Origin of the sequence: Kitasatospora sp. NPDC127116 (assembly GCF_042677365.1) — a bacterium.
In the GTDB taxonomy this organism is placed as follows: domain Bacteria; phylum Actinomycetota; class Actinomycetes; order Streptomycetales; family Streptomycetaceae; genus Kitasatospora; species Kitasatospora lactacystinica.
In genome coordinates this window covers 117,315-138,555 of record NZ_JBHXTL010000009.1, presented here as the reverse complement: position 1 = coordinate 138,555, position 21,241 = coordinate 117,315, and the positions used below count along the sequence as shown (strand labels likewise).

Here is a 21,241-nt window from a genome sequence, read left to right as displayed (position 1 = left end):
CAGTCGGAGCCCAGGCAGGAGGCCAGGATCCCGGCGACGGCCCCGGCCTCGATCGGGGTCGTCGCCGTGCCGGTGACGGTGAAAGCCGCCGGCGGGTGGGGGGAAGCCGGCACGGAGGGGGTCTCTGTGGTGGCTGCTCCTTGTTGTGGTCCCGGTGAGTGCGGCGCGGACGGGAGAGCCAGGCACAGGGCTGCTGCGATGCAGGCCGCGGCCGCGCCCAGGGCGTGTCGGCGGTGGCGGCGCCGGTCGGCGCGCCGGCGGATCTCCGCAGCGGGCAGGGTCGGTGCGGGCATCTGCGTGCCGAGCAGCCGCAGCCGGTCGGCGAGGGTGTCGTGGATGGGGTCAGACACGGAGCTTTCCTTCCTCGCCGGCCGGGGTCAGGTCGGCGAGTCTGGCCGCGAGCGCGGCCCGGCCGCGGGCGAGGCGGCTCTTGACGGCGCTGACGCTGGCGCCGGTATCGGCCGCGACCTGCTCGACGGAGAGATCGCACATGTGGTGCAGGACCAGGGCGCTCCGCTGTGCCTCGGGCAACTCGCGGAGCGCGGCGACCAGCATCAGGTGCTCCTCGGTGGGCGGCTCGACGGTGGGTGGTTCCTGGCGGTGGTGGCGTCCGGCCAAGTGCAGGCCCCGGGCCAGACGTCGCCAGCGGGAGAGGGCCAGCCGCCGGGCCGTGGTCCGGATCCATGCCTCCGGGGCGTTGCCCGGGTCGAAGGTACGCCTTCGGTCCCACGCGCGGATGAAGGCCTCCTGGACCACGTCCTGCGCTTCGGACCAGTTGCCGGTAATCGCGTAGAGCTGCCCGGTCAGGCGGGAGAAGGACGCCGCGTAGAACGCGTCGAACTCCTGTGGCGTCATCAAGGGCCTCTCTTCCGGGGCTGTCCGTCAGCTCGCGGCACAGGCGGTGCGCGAGGAAGCACTCCTCGGCCGCGGCGGCGGATCCGTGCGTCCTGGGCGGAGCCTCCCGCCCTGTACGCACGAGCCCCGTCCCGGCGTTGCGCCCACGGACTATGACGTGGATCACGTGTGCGGGGTGCGACCCGCCGGGCGCCGGGAGGCGTACAGGGGTGCTGGCATCAACCGGACGCCCGCAGGAAAGGACACGGATTCATGCGTATCCGCCCGATCATGCTCATCGCCGCCACCGTCACCGCCGCGGCCATCGCGACCGCGGGGGGAATGGCCACTGCCGCACCCGGCACCTCCACGCCCACCCCCACGGCCCAAGGCAAGCCCTCCGGTGCGCCCACCGCCACGCCCACCGCCACGGCCTCCGACGCCGGCTCGGCCGACGCCTCGGTGATCCCCAGCGGCGGCTCGGCCGTCACCGGTGCGACTGCTACCCCGGCGGCTTTCACCGTCACCAGCACGGCGACGACCCCGATCGAGGCCGGGGCCGTCGCCGGGATCCTGGCCTCCTGCCTGGGCTCCGACGCGTCGCAGTACCAGGCGGTGATCGCGGTCCGCGCTCCCGTCGCCTCGCCGGACACCGACGGCGTGGTCATCGCCGTCAACTCCGCCGGCCAGTACGTGCAGTGCGAGTCGAAGGGCCACCAGGGCAACAGCAAGTCCGTCCCCGCGACGTTCATCAACGACCGCCTGTGGGGCACCGGTCACCTGATCTCGTTCTTCGACAGCTTCAGCACCCCGGCCGGTGCCGGGCAGTTCCTCTCCCTGGGCGCCGGACACTACACACCCGATGTCGCCAAGGTCACCATCAGCTACGGCGACGACCCGACCCAGTACCCGGCCGTCATGGCGGGCGGCGCCTTCGCCTACACGGCGGCCGTCTCCACCGGAAACAACGCGAACTCCTTCCCCCCGGCCCCCTACGTCCACGCCTACAACGCGGACGGCAAGGAGATCTACAACCAGAAGACCCAGCCCAACATCAGGGCCACCCACCCGTAAGCACCACACCGCGCGCCCAGTGGTGGGGCGATCATCCCCGCGGCGGCGCGGGGCCGTGCGGCGGACGAGCACACGCGGTGCGACGATCACGGGGGACAGGCAGCGGAAGAAGTCCACGACGCGACGCGGCCGCGCTTCCCGGTGCGGCACCGCAGCCCGCCGAAGCCGTTCATCCACGAGCGGCTCCGCCCCACCACCCACCTCCTGTCGGCCCGATCGGGGCGGGGACGCCCTCGCGGGCGATCTCACCGGTGAAACCCGACTCCCCCAGCACGCAACGGGACTTGCCGCTGACGTAGCCCCCGCGGGCGAGGGCTACCCGGGCGACCGCCTCCCCGCCCCCGAGCTCCCCGGCACCCCGCTCAAGCCCCGCGGACGCACCCGTTGACCTGCGCCTTCGACCGACGGGGAGCCTGCCGCAGGATCCGAGCCGCACTCCCCCCACGACGATCCCGACGCCTCCGGCGCCCTGGCCGCCGCCCTCGGCGCCTCCCCGGGCCCGGCCGAGCTGCGCATCAGCCCGGACATCCGGCCGGTCCTCGGCCGCGCCCCTCGGCCCTTCGCCGAGTGGGCCCGCCCGCAACGCCGCCGCGTTCCGCTGAGACCGGGCAGCGCCGCGGGAACCCCGGGACCGGGCACGGACCGGGCACGCGGGCCGGCGTGCCCGGCAGGCTGCCGGTCGGGTGTCAGCGGCCTGTCGGTGACGCGTCGGTCAGATGCAGGTGGGCTCTGGGACCTTCGAGTGGTCCCGCCGGGTGCCGATCCGGCTGTGGATTCAGGGGAAGGGGATCTCTTGTGCATGACGTAGTGATCGTGGGCGCCGGCCCGGTGGGGCTGTTCCTCGCCTGCGAACTCGGCCTCGCGGGCTGCTCGGTCCTGGTGCTCGAACGGGACCCGGAACCCCGCTCGCCGTTCAAGGCGCTGCCGCTCGGCATCCGGGGCCTGTCCTCCGCCTCGGTCCAGGCGTTCTACCGCCGCGGGATGCTGCACCAATTGCTGAAGGCATCGGGCGTCGACGATGAGCCCGGCGCGCAATCGGGACCGGACGCGCCGTCAGCTCCCCGTCGTGGTGGCCACTTCGCCGGCATGATGCTCGATCCGGCCAAGATCGACTTCGCGGCCCTGCCGTACCGGCTGCCCAACCCGGCACCGGAGGGCATGCCGACACACGTCGAAGCCATCGAGGCGGTGCTGGCCGAGCGGGCGTCCGAGCTGGGCGTGGACGTCAGGCGCGGCGTCACGGTTTCGGCCATCGCGCACAACGACGGGAGTGTGATCGCGCAGGCGGGCGAACACGCGTACACGGCGCGCTGGCTGGTCGGCTGCGACGGCGGACGCAGTACCGTACGCGGGCTCGCGGGCTTCGACTTCGTCGGGACCGAGCCGCTGTGCACCGGCTACACGATGCTCGCCACCGTCGCCGACCCCGAGAAGCTGAGCCCCGGGTTCAATCTGACACCCACGGGCATGTACCTCCAGCCCGCGGGGGACTACATCGCCGTGCTGGACTTCGACGGCGGCGCGTTCGATCGCTCGCGGCAGCCGACGCGCGACCATCTCCAGACGGTTCTGCGCCGGGTGTCCGGCACCGACGTGACGCTGGGCGAGGTCCGTCTCGCGTCGAGCTTCACCGATCGGGCGATGCAGACGACGACCTACCGGCACGGACGCGTCCTGCTCGCGGGCGACGCCGCTCACATCCACTCGCCCCTGGGCGGGCAGGGACTCAACGCCGGCATCGGCGATGCCCTGAACCTGGGCTGGAAGCTGGCGGCGGCCGTGCACGGACACGCGCCGGACGGACTTCTCGACACCTACGGCCGCGAGCGCCGTCCGGTGGGGTCGGCGGTGCTCGACTGGTCGCGCGCACAGGTGGCGGCCATGCGGCCGGACCCGCACGGCCAGGCCGTCCAAGGGGTGATTCGCGACCTGATCAACACCCGGGACGGAGCGACCTACGTGTTCGAGAGGATGTCGGGATCGTCCGTCCGTTACGACCTCGACAGCGAGCACCCGCTGGTCGGCCGCAGCGCCCCGGACCTTCGTCTGGAGGACGGCACCCGTCTTGGCGACCTGATGCGGGACGGACGGGGCGTCACGCTCGACTTCAGCACCGACCGATGCCTGCACGCTCCGGCGAGGGGCTGGGAGGGCCGGATGCGGTACGCGGCCGGCCCGGCGAAGGACGACCTCGGATTGGGTGCCGTGCTGGTCCGGCCCGACGGCGTGGTCGCCTGGGCAGGCGATCGCACACCTGACCGTGAAGCGTTCGAGCGGGCCGCGGGACGCTGGTTCGGCAGTCCGGAAAGCTGAAACGGGCGTCGCCCGGCACCCGGCGTCGTCTTCGGTTCCGAAGTCCCGGACGGCGAAGGCCCGACCCTCAACATCGTGGGACCCACCCCATCGGCACGAGTACCCCGCGAGCCACGCGACACCGTGAGCGTGAGGCCGACGCAGTGTTCACGACGACCCCGGCGGCCTGACGGCCGCCGGGGTCGTTTCACACCGCTCCGTCGATATCGGCCCGTCGCTTTCACGAAGCTCGGATCACGTCCCGGACCGGCTGCGGGTAGCCGATCTCGGCGATGTCCTCGGCCAGGTCTGCGAGGGTGAGCTCCGAGTTCAGCGATGACACGAGCGTCCGGCTCAGCGGTCGCAAGGCATAGACGTCGCGCACCGCTTCCAGGTCCACGGGAACCTCGTAGTAGTCCTCGGCGAAGCGCTGGAACGCTTCCGGCGAACGGTCGACCAGGAGCTCGAACAGGCTTGTTGCCCCGTCGGGGTCGGAACACCCGGCAGGGAAGTCGATCATGCCGTGCCGCCACCGATCGTCCGTCGCCTCCCGCCAGAGGCAGGCCGTCACAACGGGAACGTCGTCCTCGTCGGTGAACGCCGGCTCCTCGACGAAGGGCTTGAAGACCTCCGGAACCTCGTCGATCACTCCCGGCCAGGGCTCGCCATCGTTGCCGTACGGGCTCATCGGTGCTTCGTGGGCGAAGCCGCGGACATAGGCCCCGGCAGCCGAGAACACGATGGAGTACTCGTCCCCCGACCCGTTGCGCATCGACGCCATCTCCTCGCCGTCGGCCCAGCCGGCGTTGAAGGAGTAGTACCGGCCTTCCCAGTCCGGGCTCAAGATCGCGTCGAGCATCGCCAGTGAGCGGCACAGGTTCCGCAGGTCGGCGATGGAAGGGAGCCGGCGAGCTACGTCGTGGACAGTCATGTGCCCATCCAACCGGATGCCCCTGACACCCGGAATCTCCCCAAGGCTGTCACGCTCAGTAGCGGTGCCGGAGTCAGGTGGGTCAACTCGCGACGGTTGAATACGCGGGCCCACCAGTATCAAGCCCCGACAAGACGCCCGCCGGCCACGTCGCGCAGCCGAGTCCGTATGGACACGGACATCCGAGAAGTCCGCGCCGAACCGGCCTTCCCTCTCGGTGCGGGTGTCATGGTCGAGCGGACGCCCCGGGGCACGCAGGACGCTGAGGACTTCACCCTAGGGGCGGGCCCGACCGGTTGGCAAGGCAAGCCTTACTGGACGGCGGGCCTGCTACGGTTCCGGACATGTTCCTCCCCCGTGCGTAGCGGACCCGCCACAACCGTGCCCCCCTCACCGGGCACGGCGCTCCGGTGTCCCCGCACGCCTCCGGGCACGGCCCCGCCCTGCCCGCCTTCGCCGAGGAACGTCTCCCTTGTCTTCGCCCAACCCCTCCCACTTCTCTTCGCCGACCCCCTCCTACGCCGCCGTCCTGCGCGCCCCGCACGCCGGCCGCACCTTCGGCGCCGCCCTGCTGGGCCGGCTCTCGTACGGGATGGTCCCGCTCGCCATGATGCTGGCCGTCCGGGACGCCACCGGCTCCTACCCGGTGGCCGGCACCGTGCTGGCCCTGTTCGGGCTGACCAGCGTCTTCCTCTCGCCGGCCCGTGCCGCCCTGGTCGACCGGTACGGCCCCCGGCGCGCGCTGCCGCCGATGGCCGCGCTGTACGCCGGGCTGCTGACCCTGGTGGCCAGCGCCACCTGGCGACCGGGCACGCCGCCGGTCCTGACAGGTGCTCTGGTGGTCGCCGCCGGTGCCTGCACCCCGCCACTCGGGCCGGTGATGCGCACGCTCTGGCGCCGACTGCTGCCGGACCAGGAGCTGCTCCGACGGGCGTACAGCCTGGACACCGTCGCCGAGGAACTGCTGTTCGTCAGCGGCCCGCTGCTGGTGGGGCTGCTGCTCGTGCTCGCCGGTCCGGCTGCCGGGGTGGCCGCGGGCGCCGGGCTCGTGCTGGCGGGCACCCTGGCACTGGTCTCCTCCCCCGCCGCGCGGGAGGCGGACCGGACCGGACCGGCCGCACCCGGCGCGCGCCCGGACGGCGGGGGAGAGCTGCGCCGGGCGGTGCTCGCCTCGGCCGCGACCGGGCTGGCGCTCGGGGCGCTCGACCTGATGGTGGTGGCCTTCGCCGAGGAGCACGGGCGGGCCGGGGCGGTCGCCTGGATCCTGGCGGCGCTCTCGGCCGGCAGTGCCGTCGGAGGCCTGGCCTACGGTGCCGTCGGCTGGTCCGCCCCGAACCGGGCCCGGCTGCCGCTGCTGGTCGCCGGGCTGGGCCTGGCGCTGGCGGGCGCGGGGCTGGCACCGAACCTCCCCGTGCTGACCGCGGCCGTCGCACTGGCCGGGCTGTTCGTCTCCCCCGTCGTCACCACCGCCTACCTGATCGCCGACGAGACGGCCGCACCACAGGCCCGCACCCGGGCCGGCGCCTGGGTGAACACCGCCTTCAACGCCGGCTCGGCGGGCGGCACCGCGGCCCTCGGCCTGCTGGTCGGCCGGCTGCCGCTGCCGCTCTGCTTCGCCCTGGCGGCCGCCCCCGCGCTGCTCTCCGCCGCGTCAGCCGCCCACCGACTGCGCGACTTTGGTGGCGACAGGTCGCACCGAAAGTCGGATACCGGGGCTGACCTGCGTCTCTAGGCTCAGGGGCATGAAGAATCTGCTCGGTTTCGTGAGCTTCGCCCTCATCGTCGGAGGGATCAGCGGCCTGCTCTCCGACCACCTCGGGGGCTTCCGCCTCTTCGGTTTCGTCCAGTACCTGGTCCCGGGCGGCCACGAGACCGCCGGGTACGCCGGGCTGGTGCTGCTGGGCACCGCCCTGGCCGTCGTCACCGGGCGGATCGGCCGCGCACGGTAGTCGCACATCCGCGACAGAGAGGCCTCGATGCGGTGAGCGCCCGGGGCCGGCCGGGCCGGGATCACTGCTCGTAGGCCCATGCCCGGCCGGTCTGCCGGTACTGCTCGACGGGGATGGGCTCGATGCCGGTCCGCATGCGGGCGGTGTAGAGCAGGCCGTCGAGGTGGTCGATCTCGTGGTGGACCAAGCGGCCGAGTCCGCGATCGTACGTGGTGGTGATCAGCCGGCCGTCCAGCGTGGTGCTCTCCACGATGATCCGCAGTGGTCGGGGGACCATGCCGCGGACGTCGAAGAAGGACAGGCAGCCTTCGTACTGCTCGTCCGTCTCGTCGGAGCGGTCGGTGATCGTCGGGTTGAGCAGGACGATCGCCGGCGCTCCCGGCTCGGCCGGCCGGACGATGGCGGCAGCCCGGCCGATGCCGATCTGCGGTGCCGCGATGCCCATGCCCTTGGCGAAGGGGTGGACCCGGCCGATGCCCTGTATGGCGGCGAACAGCTTCTCGACGACCTGCTCGGCGGCCTCGCGCTCGGCGGGCAGGTCGAAGGGACGGGCGGGCTCGGCAAGGACGGGCGCGCCCTCCCGGACGACGCCGAGGTCACGCATCTGCTCGCTGGGACGCACCTGGATCACCTGAACTCCCTTTGAATTGTGTCGCGTTCGGGTCGGGCCCAGGACCGTCACGCGAGCAGCGCCCCGAGCTCCGGAAGCCGGCCGAACAGGTCGGGGAGGCCGCGCACGCCGTTGCGCACGGACTCGTGCGACCGCGCGAGGTCGGGGCCGGTGCTCGCCTCCACACCGGCGAGGCACCGGAGGATGTTCCACCTCGTGTGGCCCAGCCAGCCGCCGATCATGAACACGAACCAGCTCGGACCTGACGGCGGCAGCGCTCCGCCCCCCGCGACATAGCCATCGAGGACCGAGCGGAAGACGGCGGGCTCGATGCCGTCGAAGCCGGGCCCCTTCGCGAGGCTCAGCGCGGTCGAGCCGAGCTCACCGGACAGGTCGAGCATGCCCGACAGCTCCCAGTCGAGCACCACCGGCCGACCCTCCCGAGCGAGCAGGTTCCACGGCTGGATGTCCCCGTGGGTCAGCACGACGGGGCCCGGCCGTTCGCAGGTGTCGACGAAGTGGGCGATCGCGAGGAACGTCTCGACGTGAGAGGCGAGTTCGTCGGCCCACGGCTGTCCGGTCGCCGCCGCCCGCGCGGCGAGCTCGGGCCAGTCCCGTGACGTCGGTTCCTCGATCGACTCACGGGGCCACGCGACGTCGAGCGCGTGGACGCGCGCGAGGATCTCACCGATCTCGAACGCGTACGCCGCCGACACCGGTGCCTCTGGCACCTTCTCTCCCTCGACCCATCGATGAACGAGCGTGCGGTGGCCGGCCGAGATCGGCTCCGGCATCGGGATGCCGGCGGCGAAGGCCGCCCGCTCGAACCTGAACACGTCCTCGACACGATAGGTCCAGCGGCGGTCGACGAGGTTCAACTCCTTCACCGCGAACGACCCTTGGTCGGTGTCGAGCCGGTACATCCGGTTGGCGAACCCGCCGTGGACGCGAGTCATCGGCCCGATCGGCGTGCCGAGATGCGAAAGGTCCATCCACGCATGCTAGTGCCGGCCGCCACTCTGGTCTGCCGGCCTTCTGAACCGGTCCGTGGCGGCATCGCACAGCGTGGGACCATCTCGGCATGCGACTGCTTGCCGATGGGGCCACGCCGACCTCACGGTTGGTTCTGGTGGAGGACCTTGAAACCGACAACGGCTACGCCTTCGAGCTGGCGAGACCGCTCTTCCTGGCCGTCGGTGGTCGAATCGGCTTCGAGGACGGGAAGCCGGTCGTCGTGCGGGTGAACGGAGAGCGGCTGGTTCCCGTCGGCTGCTGGTCCACCCGCTGCGGCATCAGGGCCGGCCGACGCAGCTGACCGTGTGCGTTGTGAAGCACCCATGATCGGCTCGGCTCCCCCGCCCCGGACGGTCCGGCGGCGGACGGTCCGGCGGCGGGCGGTTGGGCGGCGGGGCTCAGCGGCCAGGGTTCTCGTCGATCCGGGCGATGCGGTCGAGGACGGCACCGGCGCCGTCCTCGGCTGCGATCAGCCCGGCCACGGCGGCCGCACGACGGCGGACCGGCTCGGCCAGCGCGGCCGTGATGGCGGCGGCGAGGCGTTCGGCCGTGAGCTCCGCGAACGGCACGGGCTGCGGGGCGACTCCCAGCCGGTGCAGCCGTGCCGCCCAGAACGGCTGGTCGACCATGACGGGCACCGGTACGGCGGGGACCCCGGCGCGCAGCGCGGCGCCGGTGGTGCCGGCTCCGGCGTGGTGGACAACGGCGGCGGTTCGGGGGAAGAGCCAGTCGTGGGGGAGGTCGCCGATGGAGAGGATGCCGTCGCCCGCGGCCTCCAGTCCGGCCCAGCCCGCCTGGACGACTGCGCGTACGCCGGCTTGCCGCACGGCCGCCGTCACCAGTTCGCCCAGCCGGGTGCCCTCGCCGGGTGCCATGCTGCCGAAGCCGATGAACACCGGGGCCGGGCCGGCGTGGAGGAAGTCGACCAGTTCGGCCGGGGGCTGCCAGTCCAGCGGCCGGGCGGGCCACCAGAAGCCCGCCACGTCGACCGGGGCCGGCCAGTCCGCCGGGCGCGGCAGCAGCAGGGGGCTGTAGCCGTGGACGACCGGGCGGGTGTGTCCGAGCGGTGGCGGTGGTGTCGTGCCGGGCAGGCCGAGGCGCTGACGCATCCGGGTCACGGCGCCCGAGAACAGCCGGTCCGCGCTCCGGAGCCGTTCCTGGCCGGCGGCGAGGTTGCCCTCCGGTCCCAGGTCCTCGCTGCCGGCGGGGCCGGGCAGCGGGAACTCCCTGGTGGCGAAGGCGGGCGTGAGGTAGGTGCCGAGGACGGGCAGGCCGTGGGCCTCCCCGACCGTGCGGCTGAGCGGCGACGGGGCGAAGGCGGTGAGCAGCAGGTCGGCTCCGCCCGCCACGGCGTCCGCCACGCCGTCGGCGAGTCCGTCCACGAACGCGGTCATCAGCGCGCGGGTCTCCTCCGGGGAGGTCGCGCGGGCCCTGGCGCGGATGAGTTCCTCCGGGTCCCCCGGCAGCGGCCGGTGCTCCAGGCCGCAGGACTCGATCAGTGTCGTGAAGGTCGGATGGGCGGCCACGGCGACCCGGTGCCCGGCGTCCGTCAGACGCCGGCCCAGGCCCGTGAACGGTGCGACGTCCCCGCGGGAGCCGGTGGTGACGATCAGGATGCGCATGGAGGTGATTCTCCACGACGGGCCCGTGCGAGTCCGGGCTCGGGGCGATGCCCTCACGGTCCGGCCCGGAGGCCCTCGGGCTGTGCGGACGGCTGCTCGCCGGGCGCGCCGCTCTCACCGCCACCGACCGCGCGGAGGGGGCCAACCTTCGGTGAAGTTTGGCCGATAATGAATCGACCCCGCCTCTTGCCTCAACCTGCGCTCCCCGGTGCATAGTTAAAGCCCGACTCAAGGCGCACACCCGCGGAAAGGCCTTCCCATTGCGTCGACTCCGGAAAGCGGGCGCGCGCGAAAGAGGTTGTTTCCAGTGCGAGAAGAGGGCATCTCTCGGAGGGGGCGGCTCGATGACAAGGCATGGAATTCGCAGGCTGACAGCGTTGGGAAAAGCCGTCATCGCGACAGCGGTGACGGTCTTCACGATCTTGGCGACGACGGGTACGGCCGGTGCCGTCACCGGAGCAGGCCCGAACAGTGCCCGACCCGACTTCTCGGCCCAGGCGAGGAGCGTCGGGCTGAACACTTCTCAGGCTGCGGCACTTCAGGACACGGTCAACGGCTATCTGGCCACAATGGGCGGGACCCAGACAGCCATCAACAGGATCGACCTGAGCGCGGGAGGGAGACTGCTCGTTCCGTTGCCCGGGGAGCAGCGGGCTCGTGATCTCTCCGCGCCGGACGGTCCGGAAGAGTTCTGCCCGTACACCTATGTATGCGCTTTCAGCCTGCCGAACTTCTGGGGAACGTCCCTGCAGTTCTTCACCTGCAATCAGCTGAATCGCATCACCTGGACCGGAACCGGATCGTGGATCAACAATCAGCGGGCCGCATTGCACGCCAAGTTCTACGACCGAAACGGAAATCTCGGCTGGACCTCACCCGGTGGCTTGAGCTGGGACGTTGAAGCCTCCTGGGACTGGGTCTGGTGGCTCAGCCCCTGCTGAGCCGGATCGCGCGCCGGTACGGGCGCCCGCCGGTACGGGCGCGCGCCGGCGCCGTGCCGGGCCGACTGACGGGCATTGCCGGGCAGCCGTGGGGGGCGGCCACCGACAGGGTCGGTGGCCGCCCCCCACGTCAGGGTCGGGACGGGGTGTCAGTGCCGGTGGCGCCGACGGCGGGAGGCGAGGACGAGGGCCGCACCGCCGAGGAGGACGGCGGCGCCGATGCCGCCGATCAGCGCGACCTGGCTGCCCGTCGCGGCGAGACCGCCGCTACCGCCCGGCTGCTGCGGCTTGCCGGTGGGCGCCGGGTCGACGCCGTTGCCGTCGGTCGCGGTCGGCGAGGGCGCGGAGGTCGGCGTGGTGGAGGGCGACGTGGACGGGGAGGCCGTCGGGGACGGTGCGGACGTGGTCACCGTCACGGTGGCCGTGCATTCCCCGGCCGTCGCACCGGCCGGGCAGTTGCCGCCGGGCCGGTCGGCCACCACGGTGTTGCGCAGCGTGTGGTCCCCGGCGGCGGGGTCCTTCACCTTGACGGTGTAGGTGAGCCGGGCGTTGCCGCCGGCCGGCAGGTCGCCGGTCCAGGTGAGGACCGGCTGCGTGTAGGAGGGGGTGCCGAGGGTGGCGGTGGCGTCGCCGTTGTAGGTGGCGTCGTCGAGGACGGCGCTCAGGTCGTCGGTGACGGTCAGTGCGGTGAGGGGCGTGTTCCCGGTGCTGGTGACGTCCACGTGGTAGGTGACGGTGTCGCCGGGGGCGGCCTGGCTCTTGTCGGCGGTCTTGGTGACCCGGTAGCCGGTGTGCTCGGCGACGGTGTTGCGCACGGTGTTGCTGGTGCGGTGCTGTTCGCGGCCGGTCTGGGTGCCGCGGTAGGCGAGGGAGGCGGTGTCGTCGAGCCTGGTGCCCGGTACGAGGCCGGCGTCGACCCTGGCCCGGAAGGAGACGGTGGTCTCGGCGCCCGGTGCGAGGTCGGCGGTGGGGCAGCTGACGTTGCGTCCGGAGGCGGTGCAGCCGGTGCCGGAGCCGTCGACGTAACTGGTGCCCTGGGGCAGCACGTCGGTCAGGGTGACGCCGGTGGCGGTGTCGAGGTCGGCGGTGGTGCCGTCGGGGTGCCGGTTGGCGATGGTGAAGGTGTAGGTGATCTCGGCTCCGGGGTCGACGAGCCCGGGCGGGTTGTTGGTGGTGGTACCGGCCGGGGTGTTGGCCTTGACGACCTGGAGGTCGGGTTCCAGGGCCTCGACGGCGAGCCAGACCGCCTGGGGGTGCAGCGCGTCGCCCTGGCCGGTGACGCGGAGCACGGCCTGCTTGCTGCCGGCGGGCAGCTTGCCGGTGACGTCGATCGTCCGGGCGTCGTAGCCGACGTTGTTGACCGTGTTCGGGTTGCGGTCGGTCAGGTTGGTGCCGGTGCCGTCGGGCGCGACCCGGTCGATGCGGCTGGTGAAGGCGTTGTCGGGGGCGGGTCCGGTGGCGGTCGGCATCAGCAGCGGTGTCAGCCGGCCGGCGTCGGGGCCGACTTCCAGGGAGTCCCCGGCGATGGGGGCGTCGCCGTCGCCGACGATGACGCCCATGGTGGCGGCCGGTGCGCGGCCGGCCGGGGTGCGGATGCCGTCGAGGGTCATGGTGATGCTGGGCTCGGGCGGGCGGATGAGCTGGTAGCCGTCCCAGACCTGCAGGTAGCGCAGCGGCTCCTTGGCGTCCTCGTAGGCGACGACCAGGGACCATCCGCCCCAGCAGCCGACGTTCTGGCCGCCGAAGTCGGAGGTGGAGGAGCGGCCCTGACAGGCCTGGATGTCGGCCACGGTGTACTCGCCGGAACCGGCCGCCCGCACCAGGTCGGTGACGTCCTTGACGCCCGCGTGGGCGGTGAGCGGGGCCGGGGGCGTGCCGCCGGTCTTCTGGTCGAACCAGTCGTAGGTGTCGGCGGTGAGCCGCTGGTAGCCGGTGGCGCCGGGGACCTTGAACTCGACCTGGTCGGCCTTGGAGGCGTCACCGGAGGTGGACAGCCGCGAGGTTCCGACGGGGTTGGACTGCCAGTACAGCCGGGCGTTGAGCACCTTGGCACCCGGCGGGACGGTCAGGGTGGCCGCGGAGGCGGTGTTCCCGGGGGCCTTGGGGTCGGTCTTGACCCAGTTGACCCGGTTGTTGTTGTAGGCGTTGAGGTCGCAGTCGCTGTCCTCGGGGTCGCAGGAGACCACCGAGTTGGACGCCATCGTGAGGTTGCCGTGCGCCAGCAGGTCCAGCGCCGGCTTCGGACCGATCGGCCGCTGCGCCCCGCTCGTACCGGCCTTCGCCGGCGGTGCCGCGGCGGCGTGCACGGCGAACGGCACGGACGACGCGAGCACGAGCGTCGTGGTGGCGAGAGCCCCGAGTACCGCGCGACCGGGCACGCGCCGGGCCCGGGATCCGGGTATCGGCCGCACCGCGTTCGTGACGGATGGTATGCGGTCGCTCAAGGTAGGTCTCCTGGGAGTGCTTGAGGGTACGGGAGGGTGAGGGGATGCCCTCCGGGCGGGTTCAGGACGATTGGTCCGAATTCATCCGCCGAGGAAGAATATGTCACACACTGACCAGTTTGGGTTAATGCGGCGTTCACAATCGGCGCGCCCGGGGTTGACGCGGCCTCAAGGCCCTGATCCCGGCCGGTGGCCGGGCGGGGGCGGTCACCAGGCGGGGGCGGTCACCGGGCGGGGGCGGTCACCGGGCCGATCCGGTCGGAGCGGGTGCGGGGTCGGTCAGGCCGGTGACGCGCAGGGTGATGTTGAGGCGTCCCCGGGCGGGACCGATGGCGGGGTCGCCGGTGCCGGGGAGGATCTTCGGCACGGCGTGGTACGCGAGGCGGGAGGGGCCGCCGAAGACGAGGAGGTCGCCGGACGCGAGGGTCAGGTCGGTCCAGGGCCGGTTGCGGCCGCGGGTGTTGCCGAAGCGGAAGAGGCAGGTGTCGCCGATGCTGAGGGAGACCACCGGGGCGAGGGAGCGCTCGTCCTTGTCCTGGTGCATGCCGAGCCGGGCGTCGGCGTCGTAGAAGTTGACCAGCGCGGCGTCGGGTTCGTAGGCGGCGCCCCGGTCGGGGTCCTGGTAGGCGTCGGCCACCGCCCGGCGGCCGAGGTCGGCGAGCCGGTCGGGGAGGCGGGCGACGCGGCGGCCGTTCACGTCGGCGGCGGTGCGGGTGTAGGCGTAGGGCTGCCAGTGCCAGCCCAGGCACACGGTCTGCACGGACATGACGCCACCGCCCGGCAGCCGGGTGTGCCGCATCGGGACGGGGCCGACGGCCCAGGCGCGGCACGCGGCGACGAGCTCGCGCTGCCGGTCGGGGGTGAGCCAGCCGGGCAGGTGGACGGCGCCCGGCGCGATCTCGCGGCGCTCGTAGCCGGCGGGCGGCGGGCCGAACAGCGCGGGGGTGCTGCTCACACGGCGGCGCCCGGGGCAGGGGTGCTGTTCACGCGGCGGCGCCCGGGGCGGGGGGCGGGAAGGAGGCGGTCCAGCCGGATTCGATGCGCCAGGTGCCGCCGTCCGCGCTCGCGCCGCGCACGCCGTCCAGGACGCCGGGCCCGGCGAGCGCCGCGGCGACCGGCTCGGCGAGGGACGCGAAGCCGAACGTGCGGTCCGGGCGCCAGGGGGTGCTGTGGCGCAGGCGCCGGGCGAGCTGCGCCCAGCCGAGCGGGGCCGCGGCGATGACGAGGGCGTCGGGTTCCCGGTCGGTGAGGCGCTGGGCGGGCCGCAGCCAGGAGGCGGCCTGTTCGGGCCAGTCGACGACGGCCAGGACGGCGTTGCCGGCGGCGTGCCAGGCGTCGGCGAACGCGGCGGCGGCCGTGCGGGAGGCGTCGTCGCGGCTGTGGCCGATCGCGACGCTGCGCAGGGGTGGGCGGCGGTGCTCGGCGAGCAGGCGCAGCAGGGCGGCGAGTTCGGGGGCGGTGTGGGGGGCGGGTGCGGGGAGGTCGCCGTAGGCGGTGCTCCCGGGTTCGGGAAGGAGCGGGGAGCGGTCGGGGGCGGGGCTGGGGTTCACGGGGTGCGGTCCTTCTGACGGGTCTTCCACTCCCGGTACCTCCCGGGCAGGCACACCGAGCAGGGCCGGTAGGCGGCGGCGATCGCGGTGGCCTCGTCGGCGAAGAAGACGCGGTGGCGCACGTAGCCGCCGGCGGCGATGGCGCGCAGGGCCGAGGGGCAGTCGAGGCGGCCGTAGCGGCGGCCCCGCCGGTGGCCGCCGAGGGTGCCGGGCGTGGTGCTGGAGTAGGGGCGGTTGTCGGGTCCGGTCAGGGTGTAGCGGCGCGACGGGACCGGGGCGGTGCCGACGGTGGGCGCGGGCGCGAGCGCGGGCGCGGGCGCGGGCGCGGGCGTGCCGGTGGCGGCCATGCGGCGGGGCTCAGGCGTCGTGGAAGACGAGGCCGAGGGCGTGGCGGCGGCCGGTGCGCACGGTGCTGACGCCGTGGCGGACGGGGCCGGCGCGGTGGCCGCGGGCGGAGGGGACGGGGCGGTCGCGGGTGGTGAAGATCAGGCCGTGCCCCTGGGGAAGGACGGTGGCGGTGCCGCGGGACTGGGCGCGGGGACGCTGTTCGACGAGGAGGAACTCGCCGCCGGTGTAGTCGGTGCCGTGGGCGTCGAGGCCGATGACGACCTGGAGGGGGAAGACGAGCTCGCCGAAGACGTCGCGGTGCAGGGCGTTCCAGTCACCGGGGCCGTAGCGCAGCAGGATCTGGGAGCTCTTGTCCTGGCCGGCGGCGTGGCACCTGGCGGTCCACTCGGCGAGGGTGTCGGGCCAGGGGGCGGGGCGGCCGAGCTTGTCGGCCCAGGCGCGGGCGACGGTGAGCAGGCGGGGGTAGAGGGCTTCGCGCAGGGCGGCGACGGGTTCGGGCAGGTCGTGGGTGAAGTAGCGGTACTGGCCGGAGCCGAAGCGGTGGCGGGCCATGTCGACGGTGGTGCGGAACAGTTCGGGCCGGTCGTAGAGCGCGGCGAGCTCCCGGCACTGGGCGGGCGACAGCAGCGGCTCGGTGAGCGCCGCACCGTCCCGGTCCAACTGCTCGTGCACGCCCTGCCAGTCGAGCGAGTCGAGCGCGGGCAGGACGGCCGGGACCGGGGCGGGCGCCGCGGTGGTGGGCGCGTCGGCGGTGAGGAGGGTGTCGTTCACGGGAGGGATCCTTGGACGGGCGGGGACGAGCGAGGGCATGGGCCCGCGGACCGGGAGGGCCGCGGGCACCGCACGGTCGGGCTGTTCCGATCGTCGCCCTTGGACGGGGCCGCGTGCTGGCGGCATTCGGACACCGCGTCGGGCACCGCATCCGATGGATGGCGGGTCCGGGGCCGCCCGACCGGCGAAGGGGTCCGGAATCACGCTCGCGGACCAACGTCGGGCCCATCGGGTCCGCGCCGAGGGCGTACCGGCTCCGCCGCTCCCCCGCCGCTCCCCCGCTGCTCGCACTCGGATCCGGTGTCAGGGCGTGCGGGACCGGGTGGGCGTCAGATCCGCGACCAGGAGCGCCAGGAGTTCCGCCGGCGCCTCGATGAAGCGGTAGTGGCCTCCCTCCAGGAGTTCGAAGGTCGTTTCGCCGCAGGCCGGCCAGCCGGTCATCAGCGACGGCTCGATGCCCGTGTCCCCGGTCCAGCCGATGGCGGTGATCGGGCAGGGCAGCCGGACCGGCTCGGCCACGTGGTACCGCTTGTTCATGTCGACGTCGTTGCGCAGGACGCCGAGGTAGAGCGCGAGCAGGCTCGGTTCCAGGGTGCCGCCCAGTTCCGCGACGAGCCGGCGCAGTTCGGCGGCCAGCTCGTCGTCGCTCATGCCGAGGAAGCGGCCGTACGGGCCGTCCTGCGGCGCGACCTCGGAGGAGACGAACAGCCGGGTCGGGGCGGGGCAGCCCCGCTGGACCAGCCGTACGGCGGTCTCGTACGCCGCCAGCGCGGAGCCGCAGTGCCCGAACAGGGCGTAGGGGCGGTCCAGGTGGGGGCGCAGCGCTTCGCAGAGGTCGTCGGCCAGCGCCTCGTAGGTGGTGTGGGCGGGCTCGCGCATCCGGTTCTCCCGGCCGGGCGGCTGCACCGGGCAGACCTCGACGCCGTCGACCTGTGACGGCCACTGGCGGTACATGCTCGCACCGCAGCCGGAGTAGGGCAGGCAGAACAGCCGCGCCGGTGCCACCGGCGACGGCTCGCGCAGGAACCACTTGTTGCGGGTACGGGCCGTCGGAGCGTCCACTGATGACCTTCCGGGTGGGGGGTTTCTTCTCGGGTTCGGCAGCGGCGGTGGCAGCGGCCGGGGTGACGGCTCCGGCTCCTAGCGGGTCCGCGCGGTGATCGGCAGGTGCGTGAAGCCCGCGATGATGTTCGAGCGCATGCGCCGCGGCGTCCCGGCGGGTTCGAAGCCGGTGAACCGGCCGAGCAGTTCGGCGAAGAGGATCCGCAGGGCCACCCGTGCGACGGTGTGTCCGATGCAGTAGTGCGCGCCGACGCCGAACGCGATGTGCTTGTTGGGCCGCCGCCGGATGTCGAAGGTGTCCGGATCGGCGAACACGGTCTCGTCGCGGTTGGCCGACGCCAGCCACACGACGACGGCGTCCCCCGCGCGGATCGGCACGCCCCGGATCTCGACGTCGCGGGTGGCGTGGCGCATGAAGTGCTGGGTGGGCGAGGCCCACCGCAGTGCCTCCTCCACGCCGCTGCCGAGCAGTTCCGGGTGGGCCGCCCAGTCGTCCAGGACGGCGGTCCCGGCCAGTTCGGCCATCGCCGCGATCGGCGGCTGGGCGGTGGTGACGGTCGCTCCGAGCAGCAGGCTGTAGCAGTTGGACACGATCTCGCCCGGCGACAGTCGGCGTCCGTCGAGTTCCATGGTGAGCAGGACGCTGATCAGGTCGCCGCCCGGTGCGCGCCGACGCGCGGTGACGAGGTCCTGGAAGTAGGCGAACAGTTCGCGGTGGGCGGTCACGAGGGTGGCCGCCGGTCCGGCGGCGAGCTGGAACTCGGGGTCGTCCGCGGCGATGCAGGCGTGGGCGAGCCGGACCAGCCGCGGCCAGTCCTGCTCCGGCAGCGCCATCATGGTGCCGATCACCGCCATCGGCAGGGTGGCCATGGCGGCGGCGAAGTCGTACGGGCCTCCGTCGGCCAGCGGCCGGAGCAGTTCGACGACGGCCCGGCGGATCGCCTCCCGGTCGTTCTCCACCGTCTTGATCGACAGCGCCTGCTGCAGCGGGCCGCGCAGGCGCGAGTGCCGGGGCGGGTCGGTCACGGCCATCTGCCGGCCGCCGGCGGGGTCGCCCTTGCCGAGGAGGTTGAGCAGGGTGCCCTGTTCGGAGGTGAACGTGTCGTGGTCGCGCAGTACCCGGTTGGCCTCGGCGTGGGCGACGATCGACCAGTAGCCGATGTCGCCGACCGGCTGCCAGCTCACCGGGGCGTCGCGGCGCAGCCGTCGCCACGCCTCGTGCGCCCCGCCCGAGAGGTAGAGGTCGGGGTCGATCAGATCGACCGGCCGCGGGGCGAGGACCGGGCAGCGCGTGGTCGGGGGAACCGCCGTCATCGGGGCTGCCCCTCCCCCGCCCCGTCGGCCGGGTCCCCCGTCGGGCCGTCCGTCGGGCCGTCCGGGCCCGACGTCCGCATCCGGGCGGTGAGGGCCGTCGCCAGCTCGGCGACGGTCGGCGACAGGTACAGGGTCTGCGCGGGCAGGTCCACGTCGAACTCGCGCTGGGTGGCGACCAGGAGGTCGGTGGCCAGCAGGGAGTGTCCGCCGAGGTCGAAGAAGTCGTCGTCGACGCCGACCGGTTCGACGCCGAGGGCGTCGCCCCACAACTCGGCCAGTCGCGTCTGCACCTCGGTGAGGGGCGGGACGAACTCGTTGGGCACGTTGCGCGGCACCCGGGTGGCGGTGGGCAGGGCCCGGCGGTCGATCTTGCCGTTGCGGTTCACCGGCAGCTCGGGACGGACGAGGATCGCCCAGGGGATCAGGTAGCCCGGCAGCCGGTCCCGCAGTTCGTGGCGCAGCCGCCGGCCGAGCTCGGCGTTGCCCGCCGGATCGGGTTCCGCGGGCACGACGTAGGCCAGCAGCCGGGTGCCGCCCGCCGGGTCGGGCTGCGGCAGCACGACCGCGTGCCGCACCCCGGCGAGCCGTTCCAGCTCGACCTCGACGGCGCGCGGTTCGGCGCGGTAGCCCTGGACCTTGACCTGGTCGTCCGCACGTCCGACGAACTCCAGGGTGCCGTCGGGCAGCCATCGCACGAGGTCGCCGGTCCGGTACATCCGGGCGCCCGGCTCGCTCCCGAACGGGTCGGGCAGGAACCGTTCGGCGGTGGCGGCCGGGCGGCCCAGGTAGCCGCGGGCCAGGCCCGCCCCGGCCACGTACAGTTCCCCGCACTCGCCGACGGGCACCGGGCCGAGGTCGCCGTCGAGCACGGCGACCCTGGTGCCGCTGATCGGGCGGCCGATCGGCACGCTCCGCAGCTCCGGGAGGGTGCTGCTGGTCCAGCAGGTCGTGTACGTGGTGTTCTCGGTCGGTCCGTAGCCGTTGGTGAAGAGCAGCTGCGGGTGGCGGGCCAGCAGGTGCTGGACGTGGTTCGGCGAGGCCACGTCGCCCCCGGTGAGGACGTGCCGCACGTCGGCGAACGCCTCCGGGTGGGAGCTCGCCATCTGGTGGAAGAGCCCGGTGGTCAGCAGCAGGACCGTGACGCGCTCGGCCCGGACGAGGCGCGCCACGTGCTCCAGCGTGATGGCGACCGGGGGGAAGAGGACCAGTCGGCAGCCGTTGACGAGGGGGGCCCAGATCTCGAACGTGGACGCGTCGAACGCGACCGGCGCGAGGTGGAAGAAGACGTCCTCGGCGCGGACGTCCATCCAGTCCGCGCCCCGGACGAGCCGGTCGATCGCCCGGTGGGGCACGCCGACGCCCTTGGGCTCGCCGGTGGAGCCCGAGGTGTAGCTGACGTAGGCGAGCCGGTCCGGGTCGCCGGGGCGGGCCGGAGCCGCCGGCCCGGTGGCCGGCTCCGGCGCCGGGCGGCCTTCCGTCACCGTGACGACGGTGCCGGGCAGTTGCTCCCGCAGGGCCTCCTCGGTGATCACCATGCCCGCGCCCGCGTCCTTGAGCAGCAGCGCGTGGCGGCTCGCCGGGTCGTCCGGTTCGAGTCCGAGGTACGCCCCGCCCGCGACGAGGACGGCGAGCAGGGCCACGATCAGCTCCGGCGAGCGCGGCACCAGCACGCCCACGACGTCCTCCTGCGCCAGTCCGGCCGCTCGCAGTCGCCCGGCGAGCCGGTGGGCGCGGTCGTTGAGCTGCTGGTAGGTCAGGGTCCGTCCGTCGCAGGTGACGGCGGGCGCGTGCGGGGCCCGTTCCGCCTGTTCGGCGACCAGCTCGTGGATCGCCCGGGCGTCGAACGGCGGCCGTCCGCTGCCGACGAACGCCGGGATGTCGGAGGTGAAGACGGTCTTGGTCAACTGCTTCCCGCTTTCCTGTGCTGAAGTGTCCCCGTCGGGGTTGAACGCGCGGCCGCGTGGGCCGTCGCCGTTGGCGCCGCTACAGCTGCTGTAGCTGCTGCGGCCGCTGCGGCCGCTGGAGCCGCGGCTCAGACCGCGGGCACGTGGAAGAAGGTGTCCCGCGCGGCGATGCGGCCCTGCGGCGTCATCCGGAAGAAGTCCGCGAACCGCAGCTCGACCTCACCGCCGTCGTGCAGCACGCCGCGGAACAGGCCGTGCACCGCCACCTCGTCGTCGGTCGTGACCACGGTGGCCAGGGTGTGCACGCCGGTGCGGATCACCCGCTGGTCGCGGTAGAAGCGTTCCAGTTCGGCGTGCCCGACCATGGGTCGGTACCCGGGGCGGTGGTAGCGGGCGTCCGGGGTGAACAGGGCGACCAGCGCGGGCACGTCCCCGGCGTCGACGAGCTGGTAGTACCGGCGGACCTGGGAGACTCCCAGCGCCGGGGCCGTCGGGGGTGCTGCCGCGATCGGGGTTTCAGGTGGTACCGGCGCTGCCGGTGTCTCGTCGGGCTGGGAGAGGGTGTGGGCCATGCCGAGGTG

The 21,241-nt window shown here is 73.4% G+C and carries 20 protein-coding genes and 3 pseudogenes; 6 read left to right on the top strand and 17 right to left on the bottom strand.

Translation table 11 applies throughout. The features are described from left to right. Positions 1-350 (bottom strand): annotated as a pseudogene (locus tag ACFVHV_RS06295) (hypothetical protein); the annotation flags it as partial. Beyond that, complete coding sequence (locus ACFVHV_RS06290) at positions 343-855, bottom strand: SigE family RNA polymerase sigma factor (protein ID WP_359915663.1); 513 nt, start codon at positions 853-855, stop codon at positions 343-345. The gene ACFVHV_RS06290 and the pseudogene ACFVHV_RS06295, both read right to left, overlap by 8 nt. A 252-nt stretch (positions 856-1,107) precedes the next feature. On the opposite strand from ACFVHV_RS06290, the gene ACFVHV_RS06285 reads away from it, so the two are divergent. Further along, positions 1,108-1,908 (top strand): hypothetical protein, encoded by an 801-nt coding sequence (locus ACFVHV_RS06285; protein WP_380349136.1) that lies wholly within the window; start codon positions 1,108-1,110, stop codon positions 1,906-1,908. A 12-nt stretch (positions 1,909-1,920) separates the two neighbouring features. On the opposite strand, the pseudogene ACFVHV_RS06280 reads toward ACFVHV_RS06285, so the two are convergent. Then, a pseudogene (locus tag ACFVHV_RS06280) lies at positions 1,921-2,209 on the bottom strand (IS5/IS1182 family transposase); the annotation flags it as partial. A gap of 494 nt (positions 2,210-2,703) precedes the next feature. Between ACFVHV_RS06280 and ACFVHV_RS06275 the strand changes: the two are divergent. Further along, the gene (locus ACFVHV_RS06275; RefSeq protein ID WP_380349134.1) at positions 2,704-4,221 is read left to right on the top strand and encodes an FAD-dependent monooxygenase; all 1,518 of its coding nucleotides are present in this window, start codon (positions 2,704-2,706) and stop codon (positions 4,219-4,221) included. A gap of 220 nt (positions 4,222-4,441) precedes the next feature. Here ACFVHV_RS06275 and ACFVHV_RS06270 read toward each other — a convergent pair whose 3' ends face one another. Both ACFVHV_RS06270 and ACFVHV_RS06265 read right to left on the bottom strand, forming a co-directional pair. Then, a complete protein-coding gene (locus ACFVHV_RS06270) occupies positions 4,442-5,131 on the bottom strand; it encodes a hypothetical protein (protein WP_380349132.1) in 690 nt (229 codons plus the stop codon). Positions 5,132-5,281: 150 nt separating this feature from the next. Continuing rightward, positions 5,282-5,389: pseudogene (locus ACFVHV_RS06265) on the bottom strand (DUF4157 domain-containing protein); the annotation flags it as partial. Between the two features lie 214 nt (positions 5,390-5,603). On the opposite strand from ACFVHV_RS06265, the gene ACFVHV_RS06260 reads away from it, so the two are divergent. Continuing rightward, the gene (locus tag ACFVHV_RS06260; RefSeq protein WP_380349131.1) at positions 5,604-6,863 is read left to right on the top strand and encodes an MFS transporter; all 1,260 of its coding nucleotides are present in this window, start codon (positions 5,604-5,606) and stop codon (positions 6,861-6,863) included. Between the two features lie 10 nt (positions 6,864-6,873). After that, positions 6,874-7,080: a hypothetical protein gene (locus ACFVHV_RS06255; RefSeq protein ID WP_359914536.1), complete on the top strand. Its 207-nt coding sequence runs from the start codon at positions 6,874-6,876 to the stop codon at positions 7,078-7,080. Positions 7,081-7,141: 61 nt separating this feature from the next. On the opposite strand, the gene ACFVHV_RS06250 is transcribed toward ACFVHV_RS06255, so the two are convergent. Together ACFVHV_RS06250 and ACFVHV_RS06245 are read right to left on the bottom strand one after the other, a co-directional pair. Further along, positions 7,142-7,711, bottom strand: a complete 570-nt coding sequence (locus ACFVHV_RS06250) for a peptide deformylase (protein ID WP_380349129.1) — start codon at positions 7,709-7,711, stop codon at positions 7,142-7,144. A gap of 47 nt (positions 7,712-7,758) precedes the next feature. Then, the gene (locus ACFVHV_RS06245) at positions 7,759-8,682 is read right to left on the bottom strand and encodes a phosphotransferase family protein (protein WP_380349127.1); all 924 of its coding nucleotides are present in this window, start codon (positions 8,680-8,682) and stop codon (positions 7,759-7,761) included. A 137-nt stretch (positions 8,683-8,819) separates the two neighbouring features. Here ACFVHV_RS06245 and ACFVHV_RS06240 point away from each other — a divergent pair, with 137 nt between their 5' ends. Beyond that, positions 8,820-9,005, top strand: coding sequence for a hypothetical protein (locus ACFVHV_RS06240; protein WP_380349125.1), 186 nt, complete (start codon positions 8,820-8,822; stop codon positions 9,003-9,005). Between the two features lie 97 nt (positions 9,006-9,102). Here the strand turns inward: ACFVHV_RS06240 and ACFVHV_RS06235 are convergent, their stop codons facing one another. Further along, the gene (locus tag ACFVHV_RS06235) at positions 9,103-10,326 is read right to left on the bottom strand and encodes a glycosyltransferase (RefSeq protein WP_380349123.1); all 1,224 of its coding nucleotides are present in this window, start codon (positions 10,324-10,326) and stop codon (positions 9,103-9,105) included. A 377-nt stretch (positions 10,327-10,703) separates the two neighbouring features. On the opposite strand from ACFVHV_RS06235, the gene ACFVHV_RS06230 reads away from it, so the two are divergent. Beyond that, entirely contained in the window at positions 10,704-11,267 is a 564-nt protein-coding gene (locus tag ACFVHV_RS06230; protein WP_359914522.1) for a hypothetical protein, read from the top strand. A gap of 149 nt (positions 11,268-11,416) precedes the next feature. Here the strand turns inward: ACFVHV_RS06230 and ACFVHV_RS06225 are convergent, their stop codons facing one another. The 9 genes from ACFVHV_RS06225 to ACFVHV_RS06185 all read right to left on the bottom strand — a co-directional run bounded on the left by ACFVHV_RS06225 (position 11,417) and on the right by ACFVHV_RS06185 (position 21,232). Then, positions 11,417-13,600 carry an LPXTG cell wall anchor domain-containing protein gene (locus ACFVHV_RS06225; protein WP_380349121.1) on the bottom strand — a complete coding sequence of 728 codons (2,184 nt, stop codon included), beginning with the start codon at positions 13,598-13,600 and terminating at the stop codon, positions 11,417-11,419. 352 nt (positions 13,601-13,952) lie between these two features. Then, positions 13,953-14,666 (bottom strand): alpha-ketoglutarate-dependent dioxygenase AlkB family protein, encoded by a 714-nt coding sequence (locus ACFVHV_RS06220; protein WP_380349119.1) that lies wholly within the window; start codon positions 14,664-14,666, stop codon positions 13,953-13,955. 28 nt (positions 14,667-14,694) lie between these two features. After that, positions 14,695-15,261, bottom strand: coding sequence for a hypothetical protein (locus ACFVHV_RS06215; protein ID WP_380349118.1), 567 nt, complete (start codon positions 15,259-15,261; stop codon positions 14,695-14,697). Further along, complete coding sequence (locus ACFVHV_RS06210) at positions 15,258-15,608, bottom strand: metal-binding protein (RefSeq protein ID WP_380349116.1); 351 nt, start codon at positions 15,606-15,608, stop codon at positions 15,258-15,260. The genes ACFVHV_RS06215 and ACFVHV_RS06210 overlap by 4 nt, the downstream gene beginning before the upstream one ends. 10 nt (positions 15,609-15,618) lie before the next feature. Beyond that, positions 15,619-16,314 carry a 2OG-Fe(II) oxygenase gene (locus ACFVHV_RS06205; protein WP_380349142.1) on the bottom strand — a complete coding sequence of 232 codons (696 nt, stop codon included), beginning with the start codon at positions 16,312-16,314 and terminating at the stop codon, positions 15,619-15,621. Positions 16,315-16,683: 369 nt separating this feature from the next. Next, positions 16,684-17,442: a thioesterase II family protein gene (locus ACFVHV_RS06200; RefSeq protein WP_380349114.1), complete on the bottom strand. Its 759-nt coding sequence runs from the start codon at positions 17,440-17,442 to the stop codon at positions 16,684-16,686. Positions 17,443-17,520: 78 nt separating this feature from the next. Further along, positions 17,521-18,756 carry a cytochrome P450 gene (locus tag ACFVHV_RS06195; protein ID WP_359908907.1) on the bottom strand — a complete coding sequence of 412 codons (1,236 nt, stop codon included), beginning with the start codon at positions 18,754-18,756 and terminating at the stop codon, positions 17,521-17,523. Then, positions 18,753-20,660, bottom strand: a complete 1,908-nt coding sequence (locus tag ACFVHV_RS06190) for an amino acid adenylation domain-containing protein (protein WP_380349112.1) — start codon at positions 20,658-20,660, stop codon at positions 18,753-18,755. The genes ACFVHV_RS06195 and ACFVHV_RS06190 overlap by 4 nt, the downstream gene beginning before the upstream one ends. Before the next feature lie 128 nt (positions 20,661-20,788). Then, positions 20,789-21,232 (bottom strand): nuclear transport factor 2 family protein, encoded by a 444-nt coding sequence (locus ACFVHV_RS06185; protein WP_359908901.1) that lies wholly within the window; start codon positions 21,230-21,232, stop codon positions 20,789-20,791. Positions 21,233-21,241: the final 9 nt, after the last annotated feature.